Genomic DNA, 24,401 nt, shown 5'->3' on the forward strand with positions numbered 1-24,401 from the left:
GCCTCGGCTCTACGGGGAGATGCTTAGTGGAATCGGGCCTCGGACGGAACCGGCAATCGCTCGACTGGCGCCCCGGCCTCGGCCTGCTGGGCCGTGCCTCGCAGCCGACGATCCGGGCCCTGTCCGCCTGCTTCCTGCCCGCCGGGGCGGTCGGCACGCCGCTGCATCGCCAGGTCGCGCACAAGGTCGCCCGCAAGATCAGCCTGATGCCGGTGTTCGTCGCGGCGCCGATCCTGGTCCTGACCCTGCTGTTCGAGCTCTCGGCGCGCCTGCGCTTCGGGTGCGCCGCCGGGCGGCTCGACGGTCCGCGCCGCGCGGTGCTCGCCGGGCTGTGGCGGCGCGCGCCGCTCGGCCTGCTGCGCGATCTCGTCACGGTCCACGAGCGGCTCACCAGCTTCGTCTACTTCGAGGCGCTGCGGGACGTCGCGGAACAGGGCAGCCCGCAGCCGTGACCGAGAGCCTCGATTGCGAGATCCTGGTCGTCGGCTCGGGGCCTGGCGGCGCCGTGACCGCGGCCGCCCTCGCCGCGGCTGGCCGCGACGTGCTGCTGGTCGAGGAGGGGCCCGACACGCGCCGGCTGGCGACGCGGCCCTATTCCTCCGAGGAGATGGACGCCAAGTACCGCAACGCGGGCCTGACGCCCTGCCTCGGCAAGGCGCGGGTGACCTACGCCGAGGGCCGCTGCCTGGGCGGCGGCAGCGAGGTCAACTCGGGCTTCTTCCACCGGCTGCCCGAGGAGACGCTGGCGCGCTGGCAGCGCGAGCACGGCTTCTCAGACGTCTCGCTCGACGCGCTGGCTCCGCTCTACGACGAGATCGGCCGGTGCCTGGGCGTCGGGCCCGTCGAGGGCGGCGAGGGGGCGGCCTCGGCGAAGCTGCGCGCCGGGGCCGAGGCGCTCGGCTGGGCCTCGCAGGAGGTGCCGCGCTGGATCACCTCGCGGCGCGACGAGGCGGGGCGCTGGACCTCGACCCACCACGGCATGAGCTCGACCTACGTCGCCGACGCCCTGGCCGCCGGCTGCCGGCTGGAGACCGGGGTCAGGATCGAGCGCCTGACCTTCGAGGGCGCGCGCGCCGTCGCCGCCTCGGGCCGGCGCCTCGCCGGCTACCGCGCCGAGGGCCGCCTGACGATCCGCTTTCGCGAGGTCTTCATCTGTGCGGGGGCGACCGGCACGCCCGCCCTGCTGCGCCGCAGCGGCCTGCGCCGCAACGTCGGCACGGCCCTGCAGCTGCACCCGATGCTGCGCGCCATCGCCCGCTTCGACGAGCCGGTCGACGAGGGCGACTTCGGCGTGCCGGTCCGCCAGGTCATGGAGTTCAAGCCCGACCTGACGCTCGGCTGCTCGGTCAGCGCCCTGCCCCACCTGGCGCTCTGGCTGGCCGGCCAGGACCGCGAGCTGCTGATCGAGCGGCAGCGCCAGCTCGCGATCTTCTACGCCCTGGTCACCTCGGAGAGCCGCGGCTCCGTGCGCAACCTGCCGGGCCTGTCCGAGCCCCTGGTCCGCTTCGACCTGAGCGGGCGGGACCACGATCGCCTGGCCGACGGCCTGGACAAGCTGGTGCGGCTGCTGTTCGCGGCCGGCGCACGGGAGGTCCACCTGCCGCTGCCCGGCGCCGGGCCGATCGCCGACCCGGACGCGCTGCGGCCGCTGCTCGGCGATTTCGGCCGGCGCCGCCCCGAGGTGACGGCGATCCATCTCTTCGCCTCGGCGCCGATGGGCGGCGACCCGGAGCGCCATCCGGTCGACCTCGAGGGCCGGCTGCGCGGCACCGACAACGTCAGGGTCAACGACGTCTCGATGCTGCCCGGCTGCACCGGCGTCAATCCGCAGGCCACGGTCATGGCCTTCGCGCGCCGCAACGCGGCGGCCTTCCTGGCGGGCTGAGCGCTCGGCACCATTGGTTGCCGTGCCAGGGTGGCTATGCTAAAGCGCCGAATCGTCGCACTAGGACCGAGACCTCCCCGGGCGGCACGGCCCCTCCGACAGCCGGCTGATGCCCCGCGTTCACTGGTGAAAGCTGTTCCGTGAAATTCCAGAGCCACGACTTCTGCATTGTCGGCGCAGGCCCGGCCGGCTTGACGCTCGCCCAGCGCCTGACCGCCGCCGGCAAGAGCGTGCTGATCGTCGAGCGCAACGATCGCCCGGGCGGCCTGTCGAAGAGCTACGACTACGACGGCCACATCTTCGATACCGGGCCGAAGCGCTTCCACACCGACGATCCGATCGTGAAGGACTTCATCACCGAGGTCCTGGCGATGCACGAGATCGGCCGCTCGACCCTGGTGCACTTCGCGGACCGCTACTTCAACTGGCCGCTGAAGAGCTCCGAGCTGTGGAAGATGCCGCCGCAGATCTCGGTTCGCGCGGCGCTGGACATGGTGCGGAAGAAGAAGGACCTCGACCTCACCACCTTCCGCGACTACATCCGCCTGCAGTACGGCGACACGCTCTACAACATCTTCTTCAAGCCCTACACGCAGAAGTTCCTGCGCTGGAGCGCCGACGACATCCATTCCGACTGGGCCTCGACGGGCATCAACCGGACGGTCATCGACGAGCGGGTCAAGGCGAACTCGCTGTTCGACCTGCTGAAGGGCCTGACCCTGCCGAAGAAGATCGACACCAAGTTCCTCTATCCGATGGAAGGCGGCTTCGGCGGCTTCTTCGACCGGCTGTTCGATATCTGCGAGTCGACCGGCTGCCTGGACTTCCTGCCGAGCGATTCGATCGCCGCCATCGAGGACAAGGGCGACGCCTTCCAGGCGACGACGCGCGGCGGCCGGGAGCTCGCCTTCGAGACGCTGATCTGGACCGGCAACCTCAACGACCTGGCGGCGCTGGTCGGCGACGAGGCCTTCGAGCTGAAGTATCTCAACACGATCTTCTTCAACGTGATCGCGCGCGAGGAGGCGGTGCGCAACAACCGCGCCCAGTGGATCTACATGAGCCGCGGCGACTCGCTGGTCAGCCGCATCACCTGCATGCGCGAGTTCCACGGCAGCACGACGCCGGCCGGCTACTACAACTTCATCTGCGAGGTCACCGACTCCCAGAGCGAGCCGCGCTTCTTCGACAAGGCGCAGGGCCTGACCGACCCGGTGCTCGCCGAGATGGAGGCGATGAAGTTCCTGAAGTCGCGGCGCGGTGTCGAGGCGGTGCACGTCAACCCGGTCGTCGACACCTATCCGATCTATCACCGGCGCTACAAGCAGGCCTTCGGGGGCGCGGTGCGCACGGTCAAGGGCTTCTCGCGGCGCGTCCACCTGCTCGGCCGCTCCGGCGCCTACTGGTACAACAACAGCGACCACTCGATCCGCATGGCGCTGGACTTCGCCGAGAAGCTGCTGCGCGATCCCGAGCGGCACTTCGACCACCGGCAGTACTTCGGCGGTTCGGTCAAGGACGAGCACTCCGACGAGCACCTGACGACATGAGCTTCGCGGGCAAGCGCGCGCTGGTCGTCGGCGGCGCCAAGGGCATCGGCCTGGCCACGGCCCGACGCCTGTGCTCGGCAGGGGGCGAGGTCATCGTCTGGGACAACGACGCCGCGGCCCTCGAGGGACTGGACTTCCTGGAGGCCGGCGCTCGCGCCCTGGTCGAGCTGACCGACAGGGCAGCGGTGGCCGAGCGGATCGCGGGACTGCGGCAGGCCGGGACGAGGCTCGACGCCGTGATCGTCGCGGCCGGCGTGCACGCGACCTGTCCGGTCGAGTTCATGTCCGACGCGCTGCTCGACCGGACCCTGGAGGTCAACTTCACGGCCCACGCCAAGCTGGTCCGCGACCTGATCCCGCTGATGGCGCCGGACGGCCGGATCGTCGGGGTTAGCTCGATCGCCGCCGCCGTCGGCATTCCCATGTCCTCGGCCTATGCCGCCTCGAAGGCGGCGCTGGAGCTGTTCTACGAGACGCTCGCGACCGAGCTGCTGCCGCGCCGCCTCTGGGCGGTGATCGTCCAGCCCGGCAACGTCAACACGGGCTTCAACGAGACCGGCAACGACTTCCGGGGCGCCGCGGGCGACCCGCTGGCCGAGGGCTACCGCAAGGTCGTCGACTCGATCCACAGCCGCCACGGCATGCCGCCCGAGGCGGTCGCCGAGGCGATCTGCGCGGCGCTGGCCGCGCGCCGTCCGCGGCTGCATTATGTCGTCGGCAAGAACGCCGCCAAGGCGAACCTGGCCAAGCGCCTGCTCGGCCGCCAGGGTGCGGCGGTCATGCTGCGCCGCCACTTCGGCCTGGGCGGCTAGAGCCGGGAGACCAGACGGGATGTGCGGCATCCTGGGACACGTGGCCTGGCAGTCGGGCGCCCAGCTGGCGCCGGAGCGGCTGACCGAGCTCAACGACCTGATGACGCACCGGGGGCCGAGCTCCGACGGGCAGTTCGTCGAGGGGCCGGTCGGCCTCGCCATGCGGCGCTTGGCGATCATCGACCTGACCAGCGGCGACCAGCCGATGACCTCCGGCGACGGCCGCTACGTCATCGTCTACAACGGCGAGATCTACAACTACCGCGAGATCCGCGAGGAGCTGGCCGCCGAGGGCCACCGCTTCCAGACGACCAGCGACACCGAGGTGCTGCTGACCGCCTATCAGGCCTGGGGGCCGGCCTGCCTGGGGAAGTGCAACGGCATGTTCGCCGTGGCGATCTGGGACCGCCGCGAGCAGTCGCTGTTCCTGGCGCGCGACCGCCTGGGCGTGAAGCCCCTCTACCTGGCCAACGACGGCCGGCGCCTGCTGTTCGCCTCGGAGCTGCGGCCGATCCAGAAATCCGGCCTGTTCGAGCTGGAGATCGACCTGCGCGCCGTCGCCGACCTGCTGGCCTACTGGTACGTCTGCGAGCCGAAGACGATCTTCCGCGGCATCACCCAGCTGCCGCCCGGCCACTACGCGCTGATCAAGGACGGCCGGATCGACCTGACCCGCTGGTGGGACATGCCGGCCGGGCCGGCGCGCCGAGTCGGCTTCGGCGAGGCCTGCGAGGAGCTCGACGCGCTGCTGCTGGACTCGGTGCGCCTGCGCCTGCGCTCCGACGTCCCGGTCGGCACGCTGCTCAGCGGCGGCATCGACTCCGGGCTGGTCACCGCCTACACGAAGCAGGCGACGGACCAGCCGGTCACCTGCTTCTCGATCGGCTTCAAGGAGCGCTCCTACTCGGAGCTGCCGCTCGCCGAGCAGACCGCCGAGCGGCTGTCGGTCGAGCTGGTCAGCGACATGATGGGCGAGATCTCGGCGCCGCAGATCGACGGCATCCTCGGGGCCATGGACGAGCCGCTCGGCAATGCCAGCCTGGTGCCCAGCTACCTGCTGTTCCGCCTGGCGAGCCAGCGGGTCCGGGTCGTGCTGACCGGCGACGGCGGCGACGAGCTGTTCGGCGGCTATCCGACCTACCAGGCGCCCTTCTTCCGGCGCCTCTGGAACCTGCCGCCGAAGCCGGTGCGCCGGCTGCTGCGCTCGGCCATCCATGCGCTGCCGGTCTCGCACAGCCGGATCAGCCTGGACTACCGCCTGAAGCGCTTCGTCGACGGCGTCGACCTGCCCTTCGACCGCGGCCATGCCTCCTGGCGCGAGGTGCTGAACGTCGAGGGCCAGAAGCGGCTCTACAACAGGGGCTCGCTCGACAGTCTCGACGGCTACGACCCCTTCGAGAGCTATGCGGCGGCCTTCGCCGGCTCCGGCGCGATGCCCGAGATCACCCGCCTGATGCAGGCCGACGCTCAGAGCTATCTGCTCAACGACCATCTGCGCAAGGTCGACCGGACCTCGATGCTGAACTCGGTCGAGGCGCGCGAGCCGCTGCTCGACTACCGGCTGGTCGAGTTCGCCATGGCCCTGCCGCCGGAGCACAAGGTGACCCTGCGCAGGACCAAGCGGATCCTCAAGGCGCTGGCCCGTCCGCGGCTGCCGCGAGACGTCGTCGAGGGCAAGAAGAAGGGCCTGACCCCGCCGATCCCGCTCTGGGTCAGCCGCGACCTGACGGGCTACGTGCGCGAGAACCTGGAGGGCGGGCTGCTCGGCCGCCTGTTCGAGCCGGCCGCCCTGGCCGGCGTGCTCGACGAGCACCTGGCCAAGCGGCGCGACAACAGCCGGCTCATCTGGGCGCTGGTCAGCCTGCAGGCCTGGGCGCGCGGCAGCGGCTACGCCGCCTGAGCGGCTCCGCTTCCTGCCCCTTCAGTTCTTGCAGTCGCGGGTCCGCAGCACCTCGTAGAAACGTGTCTGCTGCACCGTCTCCAGGGTGCAGCGCGCCTGGTACTGCGCGAAGAGCTCGCGCTCGGCCAGGCTCAGGATGTCGTGCTCCTTCTCGACGATCAGCTGCTCGCCGTCCCGGGCCGGCAGGGCGGAGCCGAGGATCAGCCGGATCAGGCTGCTCGAGCCGCTGTCGTTGTCGGAGCTCGAGATCGGCCAGCGGTACCACGTGCCGAGCTCGGTGAAGGCGAGCACCCCGAGGTAGGGCAGGTGGGTCGTGTCGACCAGCAGGCCGGTCCGCTCGCTCTCCCCGTCCTCGTGGGCGAGGGTCAGGATCTCGGACAGGCGCTCGGGCAGGTCCTGGCCGGCGAAGACGTAGTTCTTCGGGTCATCCTCGCGCAGCTCGATGGCCTGCTCGTTGATCGCCCGGTCGATTCGGCCCAGCACGGTCGCCGGCGCGCAACCGGCCTCCGTGAAGCAGTGGCGCAGGATCGTCGCGTTGCCCTTGCCGGGATTGTAGGGCCGCGCGAAGCGCTCGAGCGAGAAGGCGAAGACGGCGGCGATGGCGAGGCCGACCAGCAGGCGCTCCCAGCGCAGCTCGCGCGCCGGCCGGCTGCGCCAGCGCTGCAGCAGCGCGTCGATGCCGACCAGGACGACCAGCAGGAAGGGCAGCAGGGCGAGGCCGAGGGTCGTGGTGAAGGAGCGGCCGACGTAGTAGCTGGCCTCGCCGACGGCGAGCACGGCGGCCGGCACCAGCAGCCAGGCGCGCGGATGGTCGGGGCGGCCGGCCAGCGCGTCGCGGAAGGCCAGGGCCAGGACGGCGAAGAGCGGCACCGAGAAGGGCACCCAGAGCCCGAAGGCCGAGGGCATGGGGCGCGCCCAGGCGGCGGTGGCGGCCGAGCCAGGCTCGAAGGTGCCGGTCAGCTCCAGGTAGGGGGCGTAGTCGGGCAGGCGGCCGTAGAAGACCAGCAGCATCAGGGTCAGCAGCGCCTGCGCGGCGGCGATGCCGGCGAGGCCCGCCAGGCCGTCGCGCAGCAGCGCGCGGAGCGAGCGGTCGCGGACCGCGGTCAGGAAGGCGAGAGCGCCGACCGGGCCGGCTGTCATCACCACGGCCTCGATGCTGGTCAGCGAGGCGATGCCGGCGAGCAGCGCGAGCCCCAGGGTCCGCTCCCGGCCGCGTCGCGCCACGGCCAGGAACAGGATCGCGAACTGCGGCAGCAGGTAGCGGTAGCCCTCGGTCGAGGGCAGGGCGTTCAGGTTGAAGAGGTTGCCGTGGAAGGTGACCGCCCAGATCAGGCCGACCGCCGCGAGCAGCAGTCCGACCGCCTTGTCCTCGACCAGGCGATAGGCGGTCAGCACGAAGACGGCGAACCAGGCGAGCGTGAAGAGTCGGACGACCACGGCGGCCGTTCCGAAGGTCTCGGGCAGCCAGTGGTAGACGAGGCTCAGCACGGCCCAGGGCAGGAAGCCGTACTGGGAGTAGACCTCGACCATCGGCACGCCACCGTGCAGGGCGTGCAGCGCCGGGCCGACGTAGGCGGCGTAGTGGGCGTACTCGATGAAATGGCCGTCGTCGTAGAGCAGCAGGGCGAGGCACAGGACCAGGGCGAGCGGCAGCCAGGCGAGGGGCCCGCCGCGCAGTTTCGGCAGGCGGGGCAACAGATAGCCGACCGGCCAGGCGGCGAGCAGCAGGATCGGGAACAGCGGGTCGCCGACGATCCAGGCGAAGAAGGCCGAGACCTCGACCTTGCCGGGATAGAGTGGCGTGTAGAGGGCGCAGAAGGCCATCAGCGCGGCGAGCAGCAGCGGCACGGCGTGGGGCGCCAGCGGCTCCAGGCGCCGCTCCAGGCCGGCGGGCAGGCGGTCCGCCAGCACGGCCAGGGAGAGCAGCAGGAAGCTGCCGAGCGACAGGGCGACGGCGACCGGCAGGAGCGGTACCCCGCTGACCTGCCGCAGCAGGGCGGCGAGGCCGAGCAGCAGCAGCGTGGCGGCGGCGAGCAGCAGGATCCGCCGGGCGGCCGCCTGCCAGGCGGCAGCGTTCCGTCCGAGCAGGGCCGAGAGCAGGCCGCCGGCGAAGGGGCCGAGCACCAGCAGCAGCAGGTAGCCCCAGAACTCGCGGCTTTCGGTCTGGCCGAAGAGGTTGACGCCGAGCACCACCGTGGCGGCGAAGATCGCGAAGAGCGCCGCGGCGGACAGCGGCCAGGCCGGCCGCGGCGCCTCGTCCGTCACAGATGTCACCGGCGTTCCTCCCGATTCGACCAGCCGAAGCCGGCAGAGGTGCCCCAGAGGCACAGGGCGATCATCAGCAGGCCGAGCAGCGGCGAGGCGAAGAGATGCGCCTCGACCAGGCGGCGCGTCCAGGCGTCCGAAGCCGCCGACCGGTAGGCGAAGACCACCTTGTGCCGGCCGGCCGGGACCCGGACCGCCATGGCCGTGCGGTCGGCGATGTAGACCGGCACCGGCTCGCCGTCCAGCGTCGCCTGCCAGCCGTCGTCGTAGGGCGCGCGCCAGACCAGCCAGCCATCGGCCGGCGCCTGGACCTCGAGGCCGGTGACGTCGTTGCGGTTCGGCCGCACGTCCTTGAGCAGGCCGTCGATCGTGACGCTGAGCAGCAGGCGCGAGCCGGGCGGCTGGTCGGCCGGCAGGGCGACGACCAGGCGGTCGGTCGCGACGTTGCGCACGTCGAAGGTGAAGGGGCGGATCAGGTAGCCCTGGGCGGGCGCCAGCTCCTGGCCGTCGAGCCACAGGCGGATCGAGTCGCGGTCGGCGGTGAAGAGGTTGGTCGCCATGTAGGCGGGAAAGCCCTTCGGCAGCGGGAAGTCGTACTCGACGAAGCCCCCCGCCGTCGCGAGGCCAGGCGCCCGCGGGCGCCTGGCGACGGCATCGCCGACCGTGAGGTCGAAGTCTCGCTGCTCCTCGGGCTGCGGCGGCAGGACGGGTGCTGCCGCGGGCAACGCCTCCTGCACGCTCGGCACCTTGCCGCCGGCCGGGTCCTCCAGCGAGACCGCCCAGCGGCCGGCGTCGGCCGCGACCAGCTCGGCGGGACCGACCTTGTCGGCGGCGACGGCCACCGGCGCGAAGAACAGCGCCCGGTCGTCGGCCTTGAGCAGCGGATAAAGCGCCTTCTGCTCGCGGTCGCGCCAGTCCGCCTCTCCGACGATCTTCTCGCTGGCCGCGGCGTAGCTACGGTGCCGCAGCTCGTAGAGGTTGGGATGCTTGAACTCGCGGTTCAGGAAGACCGTGTCGAAGTAGGCGCCGATGTAGCACTGGTCGACGAAATAGACGGCATAGTCGATGACGAAGAAGCCGGGATCGGTGCTCGGCGTGACCGGATAGGGCGCGACGCGGACGTGGCGCGGGAAGGCCAGCGTCGCCGGGTTCTGGTAGTCGATGACCACCGGGTTGATCTGGCGGCCGTCAGAGGCCTCCAGGCCTTCGAAGCTGCGCGGCTGGATGCGGTCGCCGGTGTAGGGCACCCGCTCCAGGTAGAGCGAATAACCCCAGAGGTCGGCTGCGACCGCGGCGAGCGGCAGCGCCACGGCGAGGGCACGCGGCCGCACGCCCACGCGCAGCGGGCCGATGCGTGGCGCCAGCAGGCAGAGCGTCAGGCCGGCGAAGACCGCGGCCGACTCGATCGCAGCGGCCGTCGGCAGGGCGGTCGCCGCGAAGACCGCTCCGGCCAGCAGGACCGCCGTCGCGACGGCATCGGCGAGCCACCCTTTCCGGGATACCTCAGTTTCCTGCGCGCGTCGCCAGAGGGTGGCCAGGCCGAGGCCGGTCGGCACGATCAGGAAGTAGCCGATCAGCATGGTCGACATCTGCGAGCTGCGGATCAGGAAGGCGAAGGGATCGGTGAAGGCGATGACCAGATGCGCCGGCAGGCCGGCGAGCTCCTGCCGGGGCAGCTGAGACAGGATCGTGAGGCCGAAGGCGGCAGCGTAGAGCCAGCGCTCGCGGTGCCGGCCGTGGGTCAGGCCGATCAGCGACAGGCCCAGGCTCGCGGCGCCGATCAGCTGCCAGGAGAGCCACCAGCGATTCACCGTGAAGTCCAGCACCTCGGACGCCAGCGGCGCCAGGTCCGGGCCGTTGTAGCGTCCGGCCAGATAGGCGAAGGGGGAGAAGAGCTGGTCGAAGCGGCCGTGGGTGCCGCCCAGGCCCGAGCCGGTGAGATAGAAGGTCGACTTCAGCAGGCCGAGGTAGTCGAGATCCATGGCCAGGATCACGGCGAAGGCGCCGCAGCCGAGCGCCAGGGCCAGCCCCGCGGGGCCGCGCAGCGCCGGCGCGGCCACGGCCGGCCGTGCCTCGCCGACCCGCCGCGCGCGGAAGGCCCACCAGCCGAACGCGAGAAGGCAGCAGACCGCAAAGAGGTGGATCGGCAGGTAGAAGTAGCCGACCGCGACCAGCGGCATCTGCGCGAAGGCGAACCCGAGCCCCAGCACCGCCCAGAGCAGCGTGGCCGGGCTGACCCGGCGGAAGAACAGGATCAGGAGATAGAGGACCAGCGGCGTCAGGCTGTAGAGGAAGCCCGCCATCATGCCGTCGTAGGCCTGGGTAGCGAGCAGCGTGTTGGCCAGCAGCAGGGCCAGGACCCGGGCCCAGCGTGGCACCGGGTAGAGGCCGAGCAGCGCGAGGCCGCCGGCCGTGCGGAACAGGGTCGCCAGGACGTTGAAGGCGACCGGATGGAAGTGCTGGAAGGCCTCGCCCGGCCGGGCGAGGCCGCCGCCGAACAGCGAGAAGAGCCAGCCCTCGACGATCGGCGTCAGTCCCTGGAAGCCGGTCGAGAGGTGCAGGTAGGCGTGGTTGACCTGATCGAAGCGGTTCCAGAGCTGCATGCCGCCGCGTAGGAGGTAGCCTGCCTGCACCCAGGCCGACTGGTAGGGGATCATGCTGTCGTGGCCGGCGGTGAAGCGCACCTGGGCCGTGACCAGCAGGTCCGGATAGACCAGCGCCATGACCAGCATCGAGCCGGTCGCGACCAGCAGCCACTCCAGGACGATGGGAGCGAAGCGGCGTGTCATGGTGCCCGGCGGGGCAGGCCGAGGCCGGCTGCCGCGCCGGTCAGCGCCATGCCGAGCACGACGAGCGCGAGCAGCGGCGAGGCGACGAGGTGCGCCTCGACCAGACGGCGCGTCCAGCCCTTCGGCTTGTAGGCGAAGACCACCTTGTGCCGTCCGGCCGGGACCTGGACGGCCATCGCCGTCCGGTCGGCGATGTAGACCGGCGCCGGGCGGCCGTCGAGCGTCGCCTGCCAGCCGTCTTCCCAGGGGTTGCGCCAGACCAGCCAGCCGTCGGCCGGCGCCTCCACCTCGAGGCCGGTCGTGTCGTTTCGGTTCGGCTTCACGTCATCGAGGAAGCCGTCGAGCCTGACGACCAGGCGCAGGGCCGTCCCGGCCGGCAGGCCGGGTGGCAGGGCGACGACCAGGCGGTCGGTCGCCACGTTGCGCACGTCGAAGGTGAAGGGACGGATCAGGTAGCCCTGGGCCGGAGCGAGCTCCCGGTCGCCAGCGAACAGGCGGAGCTCGCGGCGGTCGGCGGAGAACAGGCTGGTCGCCATGTAGCCGGGGAAGCCCTTCGGCAGCGGGAAGTCGTATTCGGTGAAGCTTCCCTCGGCCGCGAGGGCAGGCTCGCGCCGGCGCTCCGCCACGGCGTCGCCCAGGGCCAGGGAGTAGCTTTGCTGCCGCGCTGACTGCGGCGGCAGCGGCGGCCCGTCGGGCAGGGCAGCGAGCGTGCCGGGCACCGCGCCGCCGCCGGGATCCTCCAGCGACACCGCCCAGCGGGCGGCGCCGGCGGCGAGCAGCGCGGCCGGGCCGAGCCGTTCCGCGGAGACGGCGACCGGCGCGAAGAAGAGGGCCCGGTCGTCGCCCTTCAGCAGCGGGGCAATCGCCTTGTCGTCGGCCGGCCGATCGTCCGGCTGGCCGACGTAGTCGCCGGCCTGGGCGTAGCGGATATGGCGAATCTCGTAGAGGTGCGGCCGGACGAACTGGCGCTCCATGAACACCGTGTTGAAGAAGGCCGCCGCGTAGGTCGGCGCATAGAAATAGACGGCGTTCTTGCTTGGGAAGCCCGGATCGGTGCTGGGCGTGGTCGGCGGTGGTTCGACCCGGAGGTGGAGTGGGAACACCAGGGTTGCGGGGTTCTGGTAGTCGACGACGACCGGGTTGATCCTGGGGCCGTCCGCCGTCTCCAGCCCCTCGAAGCTGCGCGGCAGGATCCGGTCGCCGGTGTAGGGCACCTGCTTCAGGTAGACAGAGTAGCCGCAGAGGTCGCCCGCTGCGGCGGCGAGCGGGACCGCGAGGGCGAGCCGCTTCAGCCGCGGCCCCCTCGACAGGACCGCGATGCGCGGCGCCATCAGGCAGAGCAGGAGGGCGAGAAAGATCGCCGCCGCCGTCGCCGCGGCGGCGGTCGGCAGCATCAGCAGGGCGGCAAGGGCGCCCGCTGCCAGCAGCATGGCCGCGACGCCGTCCGCGGCTCCTTCGCCCTGCGGCGCCTCCCCTTGTCCGGCGCGGCGCCACAGGGCCGCCAGCCCGAGCCCGATCGGCACGATCAGGAAGAAGGGCATCAGCATCATCGACATGTGCGTATGCGCGATCAGGAAGGCGAAGGGGTCGGTGAAGGCGGTGATCAGGTGTGCCGGCAGGCCGACCGAGGTCCAGTTCCGCGGCGCCTGGGCCAGGACGAGCAGCAGCAGGGTCGCGGCATAGAGCCAGCGCTCGCGGTGCCGGCCGTGGGTCAGGCCGATCAGCGCGAGTCCGAGACAGCCGGCGCCGATGAACGGCCAGGACAGCCACCAGCGGTTCTCGGTGAAGTCCAGGACATGGGCGAAGAGGTCGCCGATGTCGGGGCCGGGCGGCGGCTTCGTCATGTAGGAGAGCGGCGCGAAGATCTGGTCGAAGCGGCCCTGGCTTCCGCTCAGGCCGGAGTCCGCGATGAAGAAGGTCCTGGTCAGCAGGTGCAGGTAGTCGAGGTCCAGGGCGAGCACGACCGCCAGGGCGGCGCAGCCGATCAGCAGCGGTGCCGTGCCGCGCCAGCCGGAGGGCGGTGCCGCGACCTGCGCGCCGGGGCCGTCCCGGTGCCGGCCGCGCCAGCGCCACCAGCCGAAGGCGACCAGGGTCGAGAGCAGGAAGAAGTGAACCGGCAGGTAGAAGTAGCCGACCGCCAGCAGTGGGGCCTGGGCGAACGCAAGGCCGAGCGCCAGCACGACCCAGAGCGCGGTCGCCAGGCTGACCCGCCGGAAGAAGAGGATCAGGAAATAGAGCACCAGGGGCAGCAGGCTGAAGAGGAAGCCCGCGATCACGCCGCTCCAGGTCTGGACGGAGAGCAGCGTGTTGGCCAGCAGCAGGGTCAGCAAACGTGCCCAGCGCGGCACCGGGTAGAGGCTGAGCAGGGCGAGGCCGCCGGCGGTGCGGAACAGCGCCGCCAGGGTGAAGAACGCGACCGGGTGGAAGTGCTGGAAGACCTCCCCGGGACGCGCGACGGCTCCGCCGAACAGCGAGAACAGCCAGCCCTCCACGATCGGTGCGAGGCCCTGAAAGCCCAGCGAGAGATGGAGGTAGGCATGGTTGACCTGGTCGAGGCGGTTCCAGAGCTGGACGCCGCCGCGCAGGAAGTAGCCGGCATGGAGCCAGGCCGACTGGAAGGGGACCGCCCCGTCGTGGCCGGCGGTGAAACGGACCTGCGCCGAGACCAGCATGTCCGGATAGACCAGCGCCATGACCAGCATGGAGGCCACTGTTACCAGAAGCCAGTCGACCAGGACGCCGGCAGTACGACCCATCGGACCTACATTCCCCCCCTCGCCCAGGCCGGAATAGCCCAGGGCGGGTGGCGATGCCACAGGCTTCTTGTCCCCGCCGCACGCCGCCCTGCCGCAGCCTGGCAGTGTGGGCCGCGGACAGCCACTCAGCCCGGCTTGCGGCCGATCGCGGTCCAGCTGTAGCCGTGGCGGTGGTGGAGCCGCACGTCGGTGAAGCCGGCCTCGGCGAGCAGGGCTTCGACCTCGCCGCGCCGGTAGTACTTGGAGAACTGCGGATTGAGCTGGTCGAAGACGGTCAGGTAGCGGTAGCGCCAGTCGTAGCGGCCGATGATCGCGCGCATGTAGGCGCGCATCGGCAGCGGCAGGAAGCGGCAGGCCCCGCAGTAGGCCGAGAGCACCGCGGTCAGTGCCATGGCGAGCGGCGCGAGCAGCCGGTCGGGCAGCCTGGTCGTGACCCAGCGCAGCGGCTCGGCGAAGGCCAGGTAGAGGCGGTTGCCTTCGCGCCCATAGAGCCAGACCAGGATCCGGCCGCCGGGCTTCAGCCTCTCGAAGGCGCGGCGCACGACCGGTGCCGGCTCCGGGATGTGGTGCAGCACGCCCAGCGCGACGACCAGGTCGAAGGGACCGCCCTCCAGCTGGTCGCCCTTGGCCTGGACGAAGCGCACCTTGTCGCGCGCGCCGTCGAGGTTGTGTCGCAGGACCTCGTAGGCTGCCGAGGGCTCGACCGCGGTGACCTCCGCGGCACCGGCCTCGATCAGCATGGCGACGACCCGGCCGGTGCCGCTGCCGAGGTCAGCGACCGAGGCGCCGGCGAACTCGGCAACCGGCAGCAGCGGGCCGCAGATGTCGGAGAAGATCTCCGCCGAGGCGTAGTAGCCCTCGTTGGCGCGGAAGCGCGTCCACTGCGCCCCGAAGTCGCGGATCGTCTCGTCTGGTTTGGGTCTGGTCAGCGACACGCTTGTCCCGTGCTCCCGATGGCGACTGCTCCGACCGAGCATGCGGCCGAAAGCCGGGCTACCTCTAATCCGGATTCTCCTGTCGCGTCGAAGAGGTATTCGGGCCGGGCAACTTCAACGCGAACACCGGTGTCAGTCATGGCAGTCGCTGGTCCGTACGACGGCGTAGAAGTTGCCTTCCTCGACAGGGGTCAGCCTGCAACGGGTCCGGTACTTCTCGGTCAGGGGGGCGACGATCGCGGCCATCTTGGTGTCGTCCCTGGCGACGATCAGCAGTTCGCCGTCTCGGGGCGTGGCCGACTCCACGGTCCGGCGCGCCAGGCTCGGCGACTCGCCGTCGTTGGTCGGGCTGGAGATCGGCCAGAGGAACCACTTGTCCAGGTCGTCCAGGGCCGCGATGCCCAGATAGGAGAGGCGGGCGGTGTCGGCCAGCAGGCCGACGCGCTCCTGGCCGGCGAAGTGTCTGCGCAGCAGGGCCTCGACCTCCTTCAGGCGCTCCAGGTAGTCGCTACGGCGGACCACGAAGTTCTTCTGGTCCTCGAGGCGGATGTCGACGTTGCGCTCCTCGACCGCCTCGACGACCCGGCGCGCGACCGCACCCGGCGAGCAGCCGGCTTCCGTGAAGCAGTGGCGCAGGATGGTGGCGTTGCTGGCGCCGGCGTCGAAGGGGCGCTGGAAGCGCTCGGCGAAGAAGGCGAAGCAGCCGGCGATCGCCAGGGCGACCAGCAGGCGCTCCGCCCGGACCGGCCGGCCCGAGGAGCCGCGCCAGCGCTCGATCAGGGCGTCGAAGCCGACCAGGCAGACGACCAGGAAGGGCATCAGCGCGAGCCCCAGCGTGGTGCTGTAGGTGCGCCCGACGAAGTAGGTCAGCTCGCCGATCGCCAGCACCGTCGCCGGGATCAGGCTCCAGGCGCGCGGATGCCGGACGCGACCGAGAAAAGCGTCTCGCACCGGCACCGCGAGGGCGACGAAGAGGACGCCGGCGAAGGGTACCCAGAGGCCGAAGCCGTAGGGCATCGGCGCGCTCCAGTGCGAGGCCTCGCCCTCGGCGGGCTTGAAGAAGCCGAGCAGCTCGAAGAAAGGGCCGTAGTCCGGCCAGCGGCCGTAAGCCGCCTGCAGGTAGAGCGCCAGAGCGGCGTGGCCGACGACGACCCCGGCCAGGACCAGCAGCGCCTGGCGAAGCAGCGGGCCGATGCGGCGGTCGCGGATCGAGACCAGCAGGGCGAGCGCGACCGGCGGCCCGGCGACGAAGGCGGCGGTCTCGATGCTCCAGAGCGAGCCGACGACCATCAGCAGGAACATGCCGAGGTCGCGGCGCCGGCCCCCCGGCACCCAGGCCAGCCAGGCGACGGCCAGCGAGGGCAGCAGGTAGCGGTAGCCCTGGGTCGAGGGCATGCCGTTCATGTCGAGGGCGTCGGCGTGGAAGCCGATGACCCAGAGCAGGCCGGTCGCCGAGAGCAGCATCGCCGCCGGCTTGTTGCGGGTCAGCCGGTAGACCGTCAGCGGCAGGGTCAGGTACCAGGCGACGGTGAAGAGGCGCACGATGACCGCCGCGCTGCCGTAAGTCTCGGGCAGCCAGTGGTAGCCGACCCAGAGCAGCACCCAGGGCAGGATCCCGTACTGGGAGTAGACCTCGACCATCGGCACGCCGCCGTGGAGGGCGTGCAGCGCCGGCCCGACATAGGGCATGTAGTGCGAGTACTCGACGAAGAAGCCGTCGTCGTAGAGCAGCAGGCCGAAGACCAGGACCAGCGCCAGCAGCAGCCTCGCGCACAGCCCGCGGCGCACCGCCGGCAGCCGGGGCAGCAGCCAGGCCAGCGGCCAGGCGACGAGCAGCAGGGTGACGAAGGGCGGCCGCAGCTGGGCCCAGTCGAAGAAGGCCGAGATCCGCGTGTCGTTGGGCTGGTAGAGCGGCGTGAAGACCGCGCAGAAGGGCAGCATTCCGGCGATCAGCAGCGGCACCGCCCAGGGCTCGAGCCGCGTCAGCAGGCGCCCTGCCGGCGCCGGCAGCCGATCCGCCAGCGCGAGCAGCGAGAGCAGCAGGAAAGCCGGCAGAATCCAGAGCATGAGCCCGTGGACCGTCGGCCGGAGTCCGACACCCAGGAAGCGGCTCGTCGCGTCGTGGACCAGGTCGCTCTGCTGGTAGGCGAGGCCGCCGAGCGCGAGCAGCATCTGGGTCAGGCTCGCGAGCAGCAGGACCTGGCGGGCCCGGGATTCCCAGTCCTGCGGATCGCGCCGCTCGCAGAGCAGCCAGATCAGGCCGCCGGCGAAAGGCCCGACCAGGAGCAGCAGCAGGTAGCCGAGGTTCTCGCGCATCTCGGACTGGCCGGCCAGCAGCACGGCGAAGACCAGGTCGGCGACGAAGAGGGTGAAGAGCGCAGCCGGTGCCAGCGGCCAGGCCGGCCGGGCGCGACGCTCGCTCGCCATGTCGGCTCCGGGCGTTGCCCTAGTCATGGCAGTCCGAGGTCCGCACGACCTCGAAGAACCGGCCCGCGTCGATGCGCTCCAGCCTGCAGTGGGCTGCGTACTTCTCGGCCAGCGGCCGGACGACGTCGGCCAGTTCGTCCCGCTTCTTGTCGATGATCAGGATCTCGCCGTCGCTCGGTCTGGCCGAGGCGACGATCCGGCGCGCCACGGCGGGCGTCTGCCCGTCGTTGACCGGGCTGTTGATCGGCCATGCGTACCACTTGTCGAGATCGGCCAGGGTCGGCACGCCGACGAAGGAGTAGTTGCCGGTGTCGACCAGCAGGCCGACCCGTTCCTGGTCAGGGGCGTAGGCCTCGACAAGGCGTTCGGCCTCGCGCACGCGCGCCAGGAACTCGTTCTTGGCGACCAGGGCGTTCTTCGGATCGGCGAGGTCGAGATCGGCGGCCTTCTCCTTCGTGGCGTCGACGATCCGGCGCACGACCGTCGCGGGCGCACAGCCGGCCTCTGTGAAGCAGTGGCGCAGGATCGATGCGTTGGTCTTGCCGGGATCGTAGGGGCGCAGGAACCGCTCCATTGCGAAGGCGGCGCAGCCGGCGATCGCGAGCGCGACCAGCAGGCGCTCGGCGCGCAGCGTCCGGGCCGGGGCTCGCCGCCAGCGCTCGACCAGGGCGTCGATCCCGACGATCGCCACGGTCAGGAAGGGCATCAGCGCGAGGCCCAGCGTGGTGGCGTGGGAGCGGCCGACGAAATAGCTCAGCTCGCCGATCCCGAGCACGCTCGCCGGCACCAGGCTCCAGGCGCGCGGATGCCGGATCCGGCCGGCCAGGGCATCGCGCACCGGCATCGCCAGCGCCACGAAGAAGATGCCCGCCATCGGCATCCAGAGCCCGAAGCCGTAGGGGATCGGCTCGCTCCAGAGCGAGTGCTGGCCGTCCTGCCGCGGCTCGAAGAAGGCGAGGCCGCCGAGCATCGGGCCGTAGTCCGGCCAGCGGCCATAGGTGATCTGCAGGAAGGCGGCCAGGCCGGCGTGCCCGACGGCGATGCCGGCGACGACCGTCAGCAGGGTCCGGGCGAACGGCAGGAGGCTTCGGTCGCAGACCGCGGTCAGCAGGGCGAAGGCGATCGGCGGGCCCGCGACGTAGGCCGTCGCCTCGATGCTCCAGAGCGAGCCAACGAGCGCCAGGAGGAAGAGGCCGAGGTCGCGCCGCCGACCCTCCGGCACCCAGGCCAGCCAGGCGACGGCCAGCGAGGGCAGCAGGTAGCGGTAGCCCTGGGTCGAGGGCAGTGCGTTCATGTTGAGCGCGTAGATATGGAAGCAGATGATCCAGAGCAGCCCGACAGAGGCCAGCAGCAGGGCCGCCGGCTTGTGCGCGACCAGGCGATAGACGGTCAGCGGCAGGCTCAGATACCAGAGCACCGTGACGAAACGGACGATCATCGCCGCGCTGCCGTAGGTCTGGGGCAGCCAGTGATAGGCCGTCGTCAGCAGGGCCCAGGGCAGCAGGCCGTACTGGGAATAGACCTCGACCATCGGCACGCCGCCGTGCAGGGCGTGCAGCGCCGGGCCGACGTAGGCCGTGTAGTGGGCCCACTCGATGAAGGACTGGTCATCGTAGAGCAGCAGGGCGAAGACGAGCGCAACAGCGAGCAGCAGCGCAGCGATCGGGCCCCCGCGCACAGCCGGCAGCCGGGGCAGCAGCCAGGCGAGCGGCCAGGCGGCGAGGATCAGGATCGGGAACAGGGGCCGGTCCACGGCCCAGCCGAGGAACGCAGAAACCCGGTCGTCGCGCGCCGGGTAGAGCGGCGTGTAGACGGCGGCGAACAGGACCAGCGCGCCGACCAGCAGCGGCACGGACCAGACGGCGAGCCGATCGAGCGGGCGGGCGACCGGCCCGGGCAGCCGGCCCGCCAGCGCGACCATCGAGAGAACCAGGAACGCGGCCAGGAAATCGACGAGCTGGTCGTGCAGCGGCAGCCTGAAATGGATCTCCCTGAAGAAAGGGACGTACTGCCCCAGCTTATCGTTGGTCCAGTGGTACAGCTGGTCGTTCTGATGGGTGAGGCCGCCGATCGAGAGCAGCAGCAGGGTCGCGGCGGCCAGCAGTACGACACGCCCTGCCGCGAGCTTCCAGGCCTCTTCTCCGCCGCGGTCGCAGAGGCTCCAGATCAGGCCCGCGGCGAAGGGGCCGACCACCAGCAGCATCAGGTAGCCGACGGTCTCCTGCAGCTCGGTTTCGACCGACAGGTTGACGCTGAAGACCAGCGCCGCCACGAAGAGCGCGAAGAGCGCGACGGGGCGCAGCGGCCAGGACGGTCCGGGATCGGGGGCGTTCACCGGTCGACCGCTCCAGCTTGGCGGCGCCGCGAGTCGCCGGCGGCGCCGGCGAGGGTCACGCCGAGGACGAGCAGGGCGAGGAGGGGGGAGGCGAAGAGGTGGGCCTGGACCAGGCGCCGGGTCCAGCTGCCGGAAGACGCGGGCTTGTAGGCGAAGACGACGCTGTGGCGGCCGGCGGGCAGCTGGACCGCCATGGCCGTGACGTCGGCGATGTAGAGCGGCGCCGGCTTGCCGTCGAGGGTCGCCCGCCAGCCCTCCTCGTAGGGTGCGCGCCAGACCAGCCAGCCGTCGGCCGGGGCCTCGACGGTCAGGCCGGTGGTGTCGTTGCGGTTCGGCTGCACGTCCTTGAGGAAGCCGTCGAGGATGACGCTGAGCCGCAGCGTCGTGCTCTCGGGCTGGCCGGGGGGCAGGGCGACGACCAGGCGGTCGGTGGCGACGTTGCGCACGTCGAAGGTGAAGGGCCGGATCAGGTCGCCCTGGGCCGGCGCCAGCTCGCGGCCGCCGACGCTGAGGCGGATCGCGTCGCGGTCGGCGGTGAAGAGGTTGGTCGCCATGTAGGCGGGGAAGCCTTCGGGCAGCGGGAAGTCGTACTCGACGAAGCCCCCCGCCGTCGCGAGGGCCGGCTCGCGCCGGCGCTGCGCCACCGCGTCGGCGAGGGTGAGGTCGAAGTCGCGCCGCTCCGCTTCCTGCGGCGGCAGGGCCGGCGGCGCGTCGGGCAGGGCTTCGCGGGCCTCGTCGACCTGGTCGCCGTCCGGGTCGGCCAGCGAGACGGCCCAGCGGCCGGCGCCGGCGGCGAGCAGGGCGGCCGGGCCGACCTTGTCGGCGCGGACCCCGACCGGCGCGAAGAACAGCGCCCGGTCGTCGGCCTTGAGCAGCGGATAGAGCGCCTTCTCGTCGGGGCTGCGGCTGTCCTCTCCCTTCACCTTGTCGCTGGCGTCGGCATATCGGATCTGGCGCAGCTCGTAGATGTTTGGCGGATTGAAGTGGCGCGACAGGAAGACGGTGTTGAAGTAGGCGCCCATGTAGATCTGGCGGATGAAGTAGACCGCGAAGTCGGTCGGGAAGGCCGGGTCGCTGGTCGGCGCGACGGGGTCGGGCGCGACCCGCACGTGGCGCGGGAAGGTCAGGGTCGCCGGGTTCTGGTAGTCGATGACGACCGGGTTGATCTCGCGGCCGTCATCGGCCTCGAGGCCCTTGAAGCTGCGCGGCTGGATGCGGTCGCCGGTGTAGGGGACCTTGGCGAGATAGACCGAGTAGCCCCAGAGGTCGGCGGCGATCGCGGCGAGCGGCAGGGCGACGGCGAGCGCGCGCAGCCGGCGGCCCCGGCGCAGGAGTGCGAGGCGCGACGCCAGCAGGCAGGCCGCCAGCGCCGCGAAGACCGCAGCCGACTCGAGGGCCGAGGCGAGCGGCAGCGCGACCAGGGCATAGACCGCGCCGGCCAGCAGGACCGTCGTCGCGATCGCGTCGGCCCATCGCCCCTCCTCGGCCGCGCCGGCCTCGGCCCGCCGCCGCAGCGCGGTCAGGCCCAGGCCGATCGGCACGATCAGGAAATAGGCCATCAGCAGCATCGACATGTGCGGATTGGCGATCAGGAACCCGAAGGGATTCGTGAAGCCGGTGATCAGGTGCGCCGGCAGGCCGGGCGACCGCAGGATCGCCGGCTGCATCGCCAGGATGGTCAGCAGGAAAGCGCCGCCATGGATCCAGCGCTCGCGGTGCCGGCCGTGGGTCAGGCCGATCAGCGCCAAGCCCAGGCTCGCGGCGCCGATCCACTGCCAGGAGAACCACCAGCGGTTCTCGGTGAAGTCGAGCGCGAAGGTGGGCAGCAGGGAGAGCTCGGGGCCGTGAATGCCCTTGGTGATGAAGCCGAGCGGGTCGAACAGGTCGTTGAAGCGGCCCGAGGTGCCGGCGAGACCGGAATTGGCGACATAGAAGGTGGTCTTGAACAGGTGCAGGTAGTCGAGATCCATCGCGACCACCAGCGTCAGTGCGCCGAGGCCGGCGGCCAGCGCCAGGCCCTGGCGCAGCGTCCATGGCGTTGCGGGGGCCGGCTCTCCGGCCGGCCGGCCGCGCCGCGCCTGGAAGGCCCACCAGCCGGCGGCGGCGGCGGATGCGAAGACGAAGAAGTGGATCGGCATGTAGAAGTAGCCGACCGCGATCAGCGGGATCTGGGCGAAGGCGAGGCCGAGGGCCAGGATCGCCCAGAGCAGGGCCGCCAGGCTGAAGCGGCGGAAGAGGAGAGTCAGGAAGTAGAGCACCAGCGGCGCCAAGCTGTAGAGGAAGCCGGCCAGAAGGCCGTTGTAGGTCTGTGCCGCCAGCACGGAGTTGGCGAGCAGCAAGGTCAGGACCCGCGCCCAGCGTGGCACCGGATAGAGGCCGAGCAGCGCCAGGCCGCCGGCCGTGCGGAACAGCGTCGCCAGGCCGAAGAAGAACAGTGGATGGAAGGCCTGGAAGGTCTCGCCCGGCCGCGCCAGGCCCTGGGCAAAGAGCGAGAAGACCCAACCCTCGACGATCGGCGTCAGTCCCTGGAAGCCGGTCGTGAGATGGAAGTAGGCGTGGTTGACCTGGTCCATCCTGCTCCAGAGCTGGACCCCGCCGCGCAGGAAGTAGCCGGCGTGCACCCAGGCCGACTGGTAGGGGATCTCCAGGTCGTGGCCGGCGGTGAAGCGGATCCGGTGAAACGCCAGCAGGTCCGGATAGACCAGGGCCATCACCAGCATCGAGACGGCGGCGACCAGCAGCCATTCCAGAATGACAGCGGTCCAGCGCCTCATGAAACGATGACCCCCCCCCTGCGCCTTCCCGCGGCCGTACCGAGTTTCTTCGGCGGAACATTGAGCATCCGCGGCGGCTCCGCCGGGGATAGCCCACGTCCGGCCTCAATGCCACAGCTTAGTTGGGCCTGGGGCTTGCGGTCGAGAGTCGCTGCTGCGGCGGCTCAGAAGAGCCCGAGGAGCGCGAGGGCGCCGAGCAGCAGCAGGACGATCGCGACGACCGCGAGATACTTGAACAGGCGGGCGAAGAGCTGGCTCTCTTCGGTGGTGAACGGCACCTAGATCAGGCCCCGGTCCGCCTCGAAGATTTCCCGGTCGCTGCTGATGCTGTTCTTCTTCTTGCCCAGGAGCCTCGGGATGTTGCGCATGGTCATCATGTCGCTCGAGGCCAGCACGGTGTTGCGGAAGAACTTCACGGCCGGGCCGAGGGGCAGGCGATAGAACAGCAGTTCCTGGACCATGTTGGCCGCACCGATCATGCGGAAGATCACGTTGTCAGGCAGCGCCACCATCTTCTTGAAGAAGGGGATCCACTTGGGGTCGAACTTGACCATCAGCCAGAACAGCGAGCAGAGGTTCTTGAACTCGTTGCTGTAGGGCGTCTTGAGGTTGATCTCCAACGCCTCGGCGACGTGCTTGTCGATGTCGAAGTTCGGATCGACGAAGCCTTCGCGCTTGGCGTAGTCGACCAGCGGCAGGCCGGGGAACAGCAGGAAGGTGTTGGCCCGGGTGTAGTCCGACTTGAGACGCATGTTGAGCTCGACCGTGTCGAAGGCCTGGTCGAGCGTCTCGCCGGGCAGGCCGATCATGTTGGTCGTCAGCATCTTGATCTTGCGGTCGCGCAGCAGCTTCGCGCCCTCGATCATGTGCTCGTTCTTGACCCGCTTCTTGATCACGACCTCGCGCAGATGCTCGTTGCCCGATTCCAGGCCGACGGCGACGCCGAAGCAGTGGGCCTTCTTCAGCAGGTCCGCCGACTTCTCCACCACCGAGTCGTAGCGGATGTTGCAGTTGAAGGGCAGGGCGACCTCACGCGCGTAGAGCTCGGCGAATTCCTCCAGCCAGTCGTAGTTGTTGCGCAGGAAGAACAGGTCGTCCGAGAAGTGGACGTGCTTCAGCGGGTAGCGGTTCTTGATGTAGAGGATTTCGTCGATCGTCCGACGCGGGCTCTTGCGTCGGTAGTACTTCCCCTTGCCCTTGTACATCTGGAAGATCACGGGCTCGTGGCAGAAGGTGCAGGGGTAGGGGCAGCCGATCGAGGCGATGAAGCGCTTCATCGGCAGGTCGCGGATGAAGTCGTACTTGTAGTAGATCTCGCGGTCGGGGAAGGCCAGCTCGTCCAGGTCGGCGACCAGAGGGCGCAGCTCGTTGCGATGGATGCTGCCATCCTGGTCCTTGACCCAGAGGTTCTTGATCTGGCGGATGTCCTTGCCGGCCTCGAGCGTGTCGCAGAGCTCGAGCAGCGCCATCTCGCCCTCGCCACGGCAGATCGCGTCGATGCCCGGCTTCTCGATGACCTCCGGCGAATAGGTCGGGTGCGGGCCGCCGACCACCGTGGTGATGCCGGGGAAGCTCGTCTTGACCTTGCCGACCAGGTCGAGCACGGCGTTGTGCACGCCGGTCAGGGCCGAGAAGGCGACGACCTGGGGGTCGTAGCGAGCGATGGTCTCGCGCAGGTTCGGCGTGTGCGAGGCCAGGAAGAGGTCCACCTCGTGGCCGTTCGCCTTCAGCGTGCCGGCGAGACTGGCGATGCCGATCGACTCCTGGATGCCGTTGTTTTGCAGGAACAGGATGCGCATTCAGAAGACCTTATTCCGCCGAGGGTGTTTGTTTGGAGGCCGAAGACAATTCTCCCATCTAGGGCTTGTTGTTAGCATCGGACCATGTTCCCCACAAGGACTCGCCTGCCGTTCCGGAAGGATTCTGCGCCGTCTCTTCGTGCGCCGGGGGTTGGCGCCGGCCCATCGAAATGG

13 protein-coding genes are annotated in these 24,401 nt (G+C 70.5%); 5 read left to right on the plus strand and 8 right to left on the minus strand.

The window, feature by feature from the left end:
- Window positions 1–26 precede the first annotated feature (26 nt).
- The 5 genes from B9O00_RS32990 (at window position 27) to asnB (ending at window position 6,147) form a co-directional block, all read left to right on the plus strand.
- Window positions 27–452 carry a hypothetical protein gene (locus tag B9O00_RS32990; protein ID WP_159460107.1) on the plus strand — a complete coding sequence of 142 codons (426 nt, stop codon included), beginning with the start codon at window positions 27–29 and terminating at the stop codon, window positions 450–452.
- Entirely contained in the window at window positions 449–1,885 is a 1,437-nt protein-coding gene (locus B9O00_RS04695; protein WP_159460108.1) for a GMC family oxidoreductase, read from the plus strand. The genes B9O00_RS32990 and B9O00_RS04695 overlap by 4 nt, the downstream gene beginning before the upstream one ends.
- 140 nt (window positions 1,886–2,025) lie before the next feature.
- Window positions 2,026–3,435, plus strand: a complete 1,410-nt coding sequence (locus B9O00_RS04705) for a protoporphyrinogen/coproporphyrinogen oxidase (RefSeq protein WP_085121284.1) — start codon at window positions 2,026–2,028, stop codon at window positions 3,433–3,435.
- A complete protein-coding gene (locus B9O00_RS04710) occupies window positions 3,432–4,247 on the plus strand; it encodes an SDR family NAD(P)-dependent oxidoreductase (protein WP_085121285.1) in 816 nt (271 codons plus the stop codon). Before B9O00_RS04705 ends, B9O00_RS04710 begins: the two co-directional genes overlap by 4 nt.
- A 19-nt stretch (window positions 4,248–4,266) precedes the next feature.
- Complete coding sequence (gene asnB / locus B9O00_RS04715; RefSeq protein ID WP_159460109.1) at window positions 4,267–6,147, plus strand: asparagine synthase (glutamine-hydrolyzing); 1,881 nt, start codon at window positions 4,267–4,269, stop codon at window positions 6,145–6,147.
- A 21-nt stretch (window positions 6,148–6,168) separates the two neighbouring features.
- Here the strand turns inward: asnB and B9O00_RS04720 are convergent, their stop codons facing one another.
- From B9O00_RS04720 to B9O00_RS04755, 8 genes are all read right to left on the minus strand, one after another.
- Complete coding sequence (locus tag B9O00_RS04720) at window positions 6,169–8,421, minus strand: hypothetical protein (protein WP_143596146.1); 2,253 nt, start codon at window positions 8,419–8,421, stop codon at window positions 6,169–6,171.
- Window positions 8,418–11,201 carry a YfhO family protein gene (locus B9O00_RS04725; RefSeq protein ID WP_085121288.1) on the minus strand — a complete coding sequence of 928 codons (2,784 nt, stop codon included), beginning with the start codon at window positions 11,199–11,201 and terminating at the stop codon, window positions 8,418–8,420. Before B9O00_RS04725 ends, B9O00_RS04720 begins: the two co-directional genes overlap by 4 nt.
- On the minus strand, window positions 11,198–13,957 hold the full coding sequence (locus B9O00_RS04730) for a YfhO family protein (protein WP_143596147.1): 2,760 nt from the start codon (window positions 13,955–13,957) through the stop codon (window positions 11,198–11,200). Before B9O00_RS04730 ends, B9O00_RS04725 begins: the two co-directional genes overlap by 4 nt.
- A gap of 125 nt (window positions 13,958–14,082) precedes the next feature.
- The gene (locus B9O00_RS04735) at window positions 14,083–14,892 is read right to left on the minus strand and encodes a class I SAM-dependent methyltransferase (RefSeq protein ID WP_200808403.1); all 810 of its coding nucleotides are present in this window, start codon (window positions 14,890–14,892) and stop codon (window positions 14,083–14,085) included.
- Window positions 14,893–15,024: 132 nt separating this feature from the next.
- The gene (locus B9O00_RS04740; RefSeq protein WP_085121291.1) at window positions 15,025–17,319 is read right to left on the minus strand and encodes a hypothetical protein; all 2,295 of its coding nucleotides are present in this window, start codon (window positions 17,317–17,319) and stop codon (window positions 15,025–15,027) included.
- A 19-nt stretch (window positions 17,320–17,338) separates the two neighbouring features.
- The gene (locus B9O00_RS04745) at window positions 17,339–19,654 is read right to left on the minus strand and encodes a hypothetical protein (RefSeq protein WP_085121292.1); all 2,316 of its coding nucleotides are present in this window, start codon (window positions 19,652–19,654) and stop codon (window positions 17,339–17,341) included.
- Complete coding sequence (locus tag B9O00_RS04750) at window positions 19,651–22,428, minus strand: YfhO family protein (RefSeq protein WP_085121293.1); 2,778 nt, start codon at window positions 22,426–22,428, stop codon at window positions 19,651–19,653. The genes B9O00_RS04745 and B9O00_RS04750 overlap by 4 nt, the downstream gene beginning before the upstream one ends.
- Before the next feature lie 278 nt (window positions 22,429–22,706).
- Window positions 22,707–24,227, minus strand: a complete 1,521-nt coding sequence (locus B9O00_RS04755; protein WP_085121294.1) for a B12-binding domain-containing radical SAM protein — start codon at window positions 24,225–24,227, stop codon at window positions 22,707–22,709.
- Window positions 24,228–24,401: the final 174 nt, after the last annotated feature.

The sequence above is a fragment of the Tistlia consotensis USBA 355 genome (assembly GCF_900177295.1).
Lineage (GTDB): Bacteria > Pseudomonadota > Alphaproteobacteria > Kiloniellales > DSM-21159 > Tistlia > Tistlia consotensis.

What these genes read in the sequence shown, in the direction of transcription:
- asnB (WP_159460109.1), top strand. Translation starts at nt 4,267, where the DNA reads ATGTGCGGCATCCTGGGACACGTGGCCTGGCAGTCGGGCGCCCAGCTG.
- B9O00_RS04755 (WP_085121294.1), bottom strand. Translation starts at nt 24,227, where the DNA reads ATGCGCATCCTGTTCCTGCAAAACAACGGCATCCAGGAGTCGATCGGC.
- B9O00_RS04710 (WP_085121285.1), top strand. Translation starts at nt 3,432, where the DNA reads ATGAGCTTCGCGGGCAAGCGCGCGCTGGTCGTCGGCGGCGCCAAGGGC.
- B9O00_RS04740 (WP_085121291.1), bottom strand. Translation starts at nt 17,319, where the DNA reads ATGGCGAGCGAGCGTCGCGCCCGGCCGGCCTGGCCGCTGGCACCGGCT.
- B9O00_RS04730 (WP_143596147.1), bottom strand. Translation starts at nt 13,957, where the DNA reads ATGGGTCGTACTGCCGGCGTCCTGGTCGACTGGCTTCTGGTAACAGTG.
- B9O00_RS04725 (WP_085121288.1), bottom strand. Translation starts at nt 11,201, where the DNA reads ATGACACGCCGCTTCGCTCCCATCGTCCTGGAGTGGCTGCTGGTCGCG.
- B9O00_RS04750 (WP_085121293.1), bottom strand. Translation starts at nt 22,428, where the DNA reads ATGAGGCGCTGGACCGCTGTCATTCTGGAATGGCTGCTGGTCGCCGCC.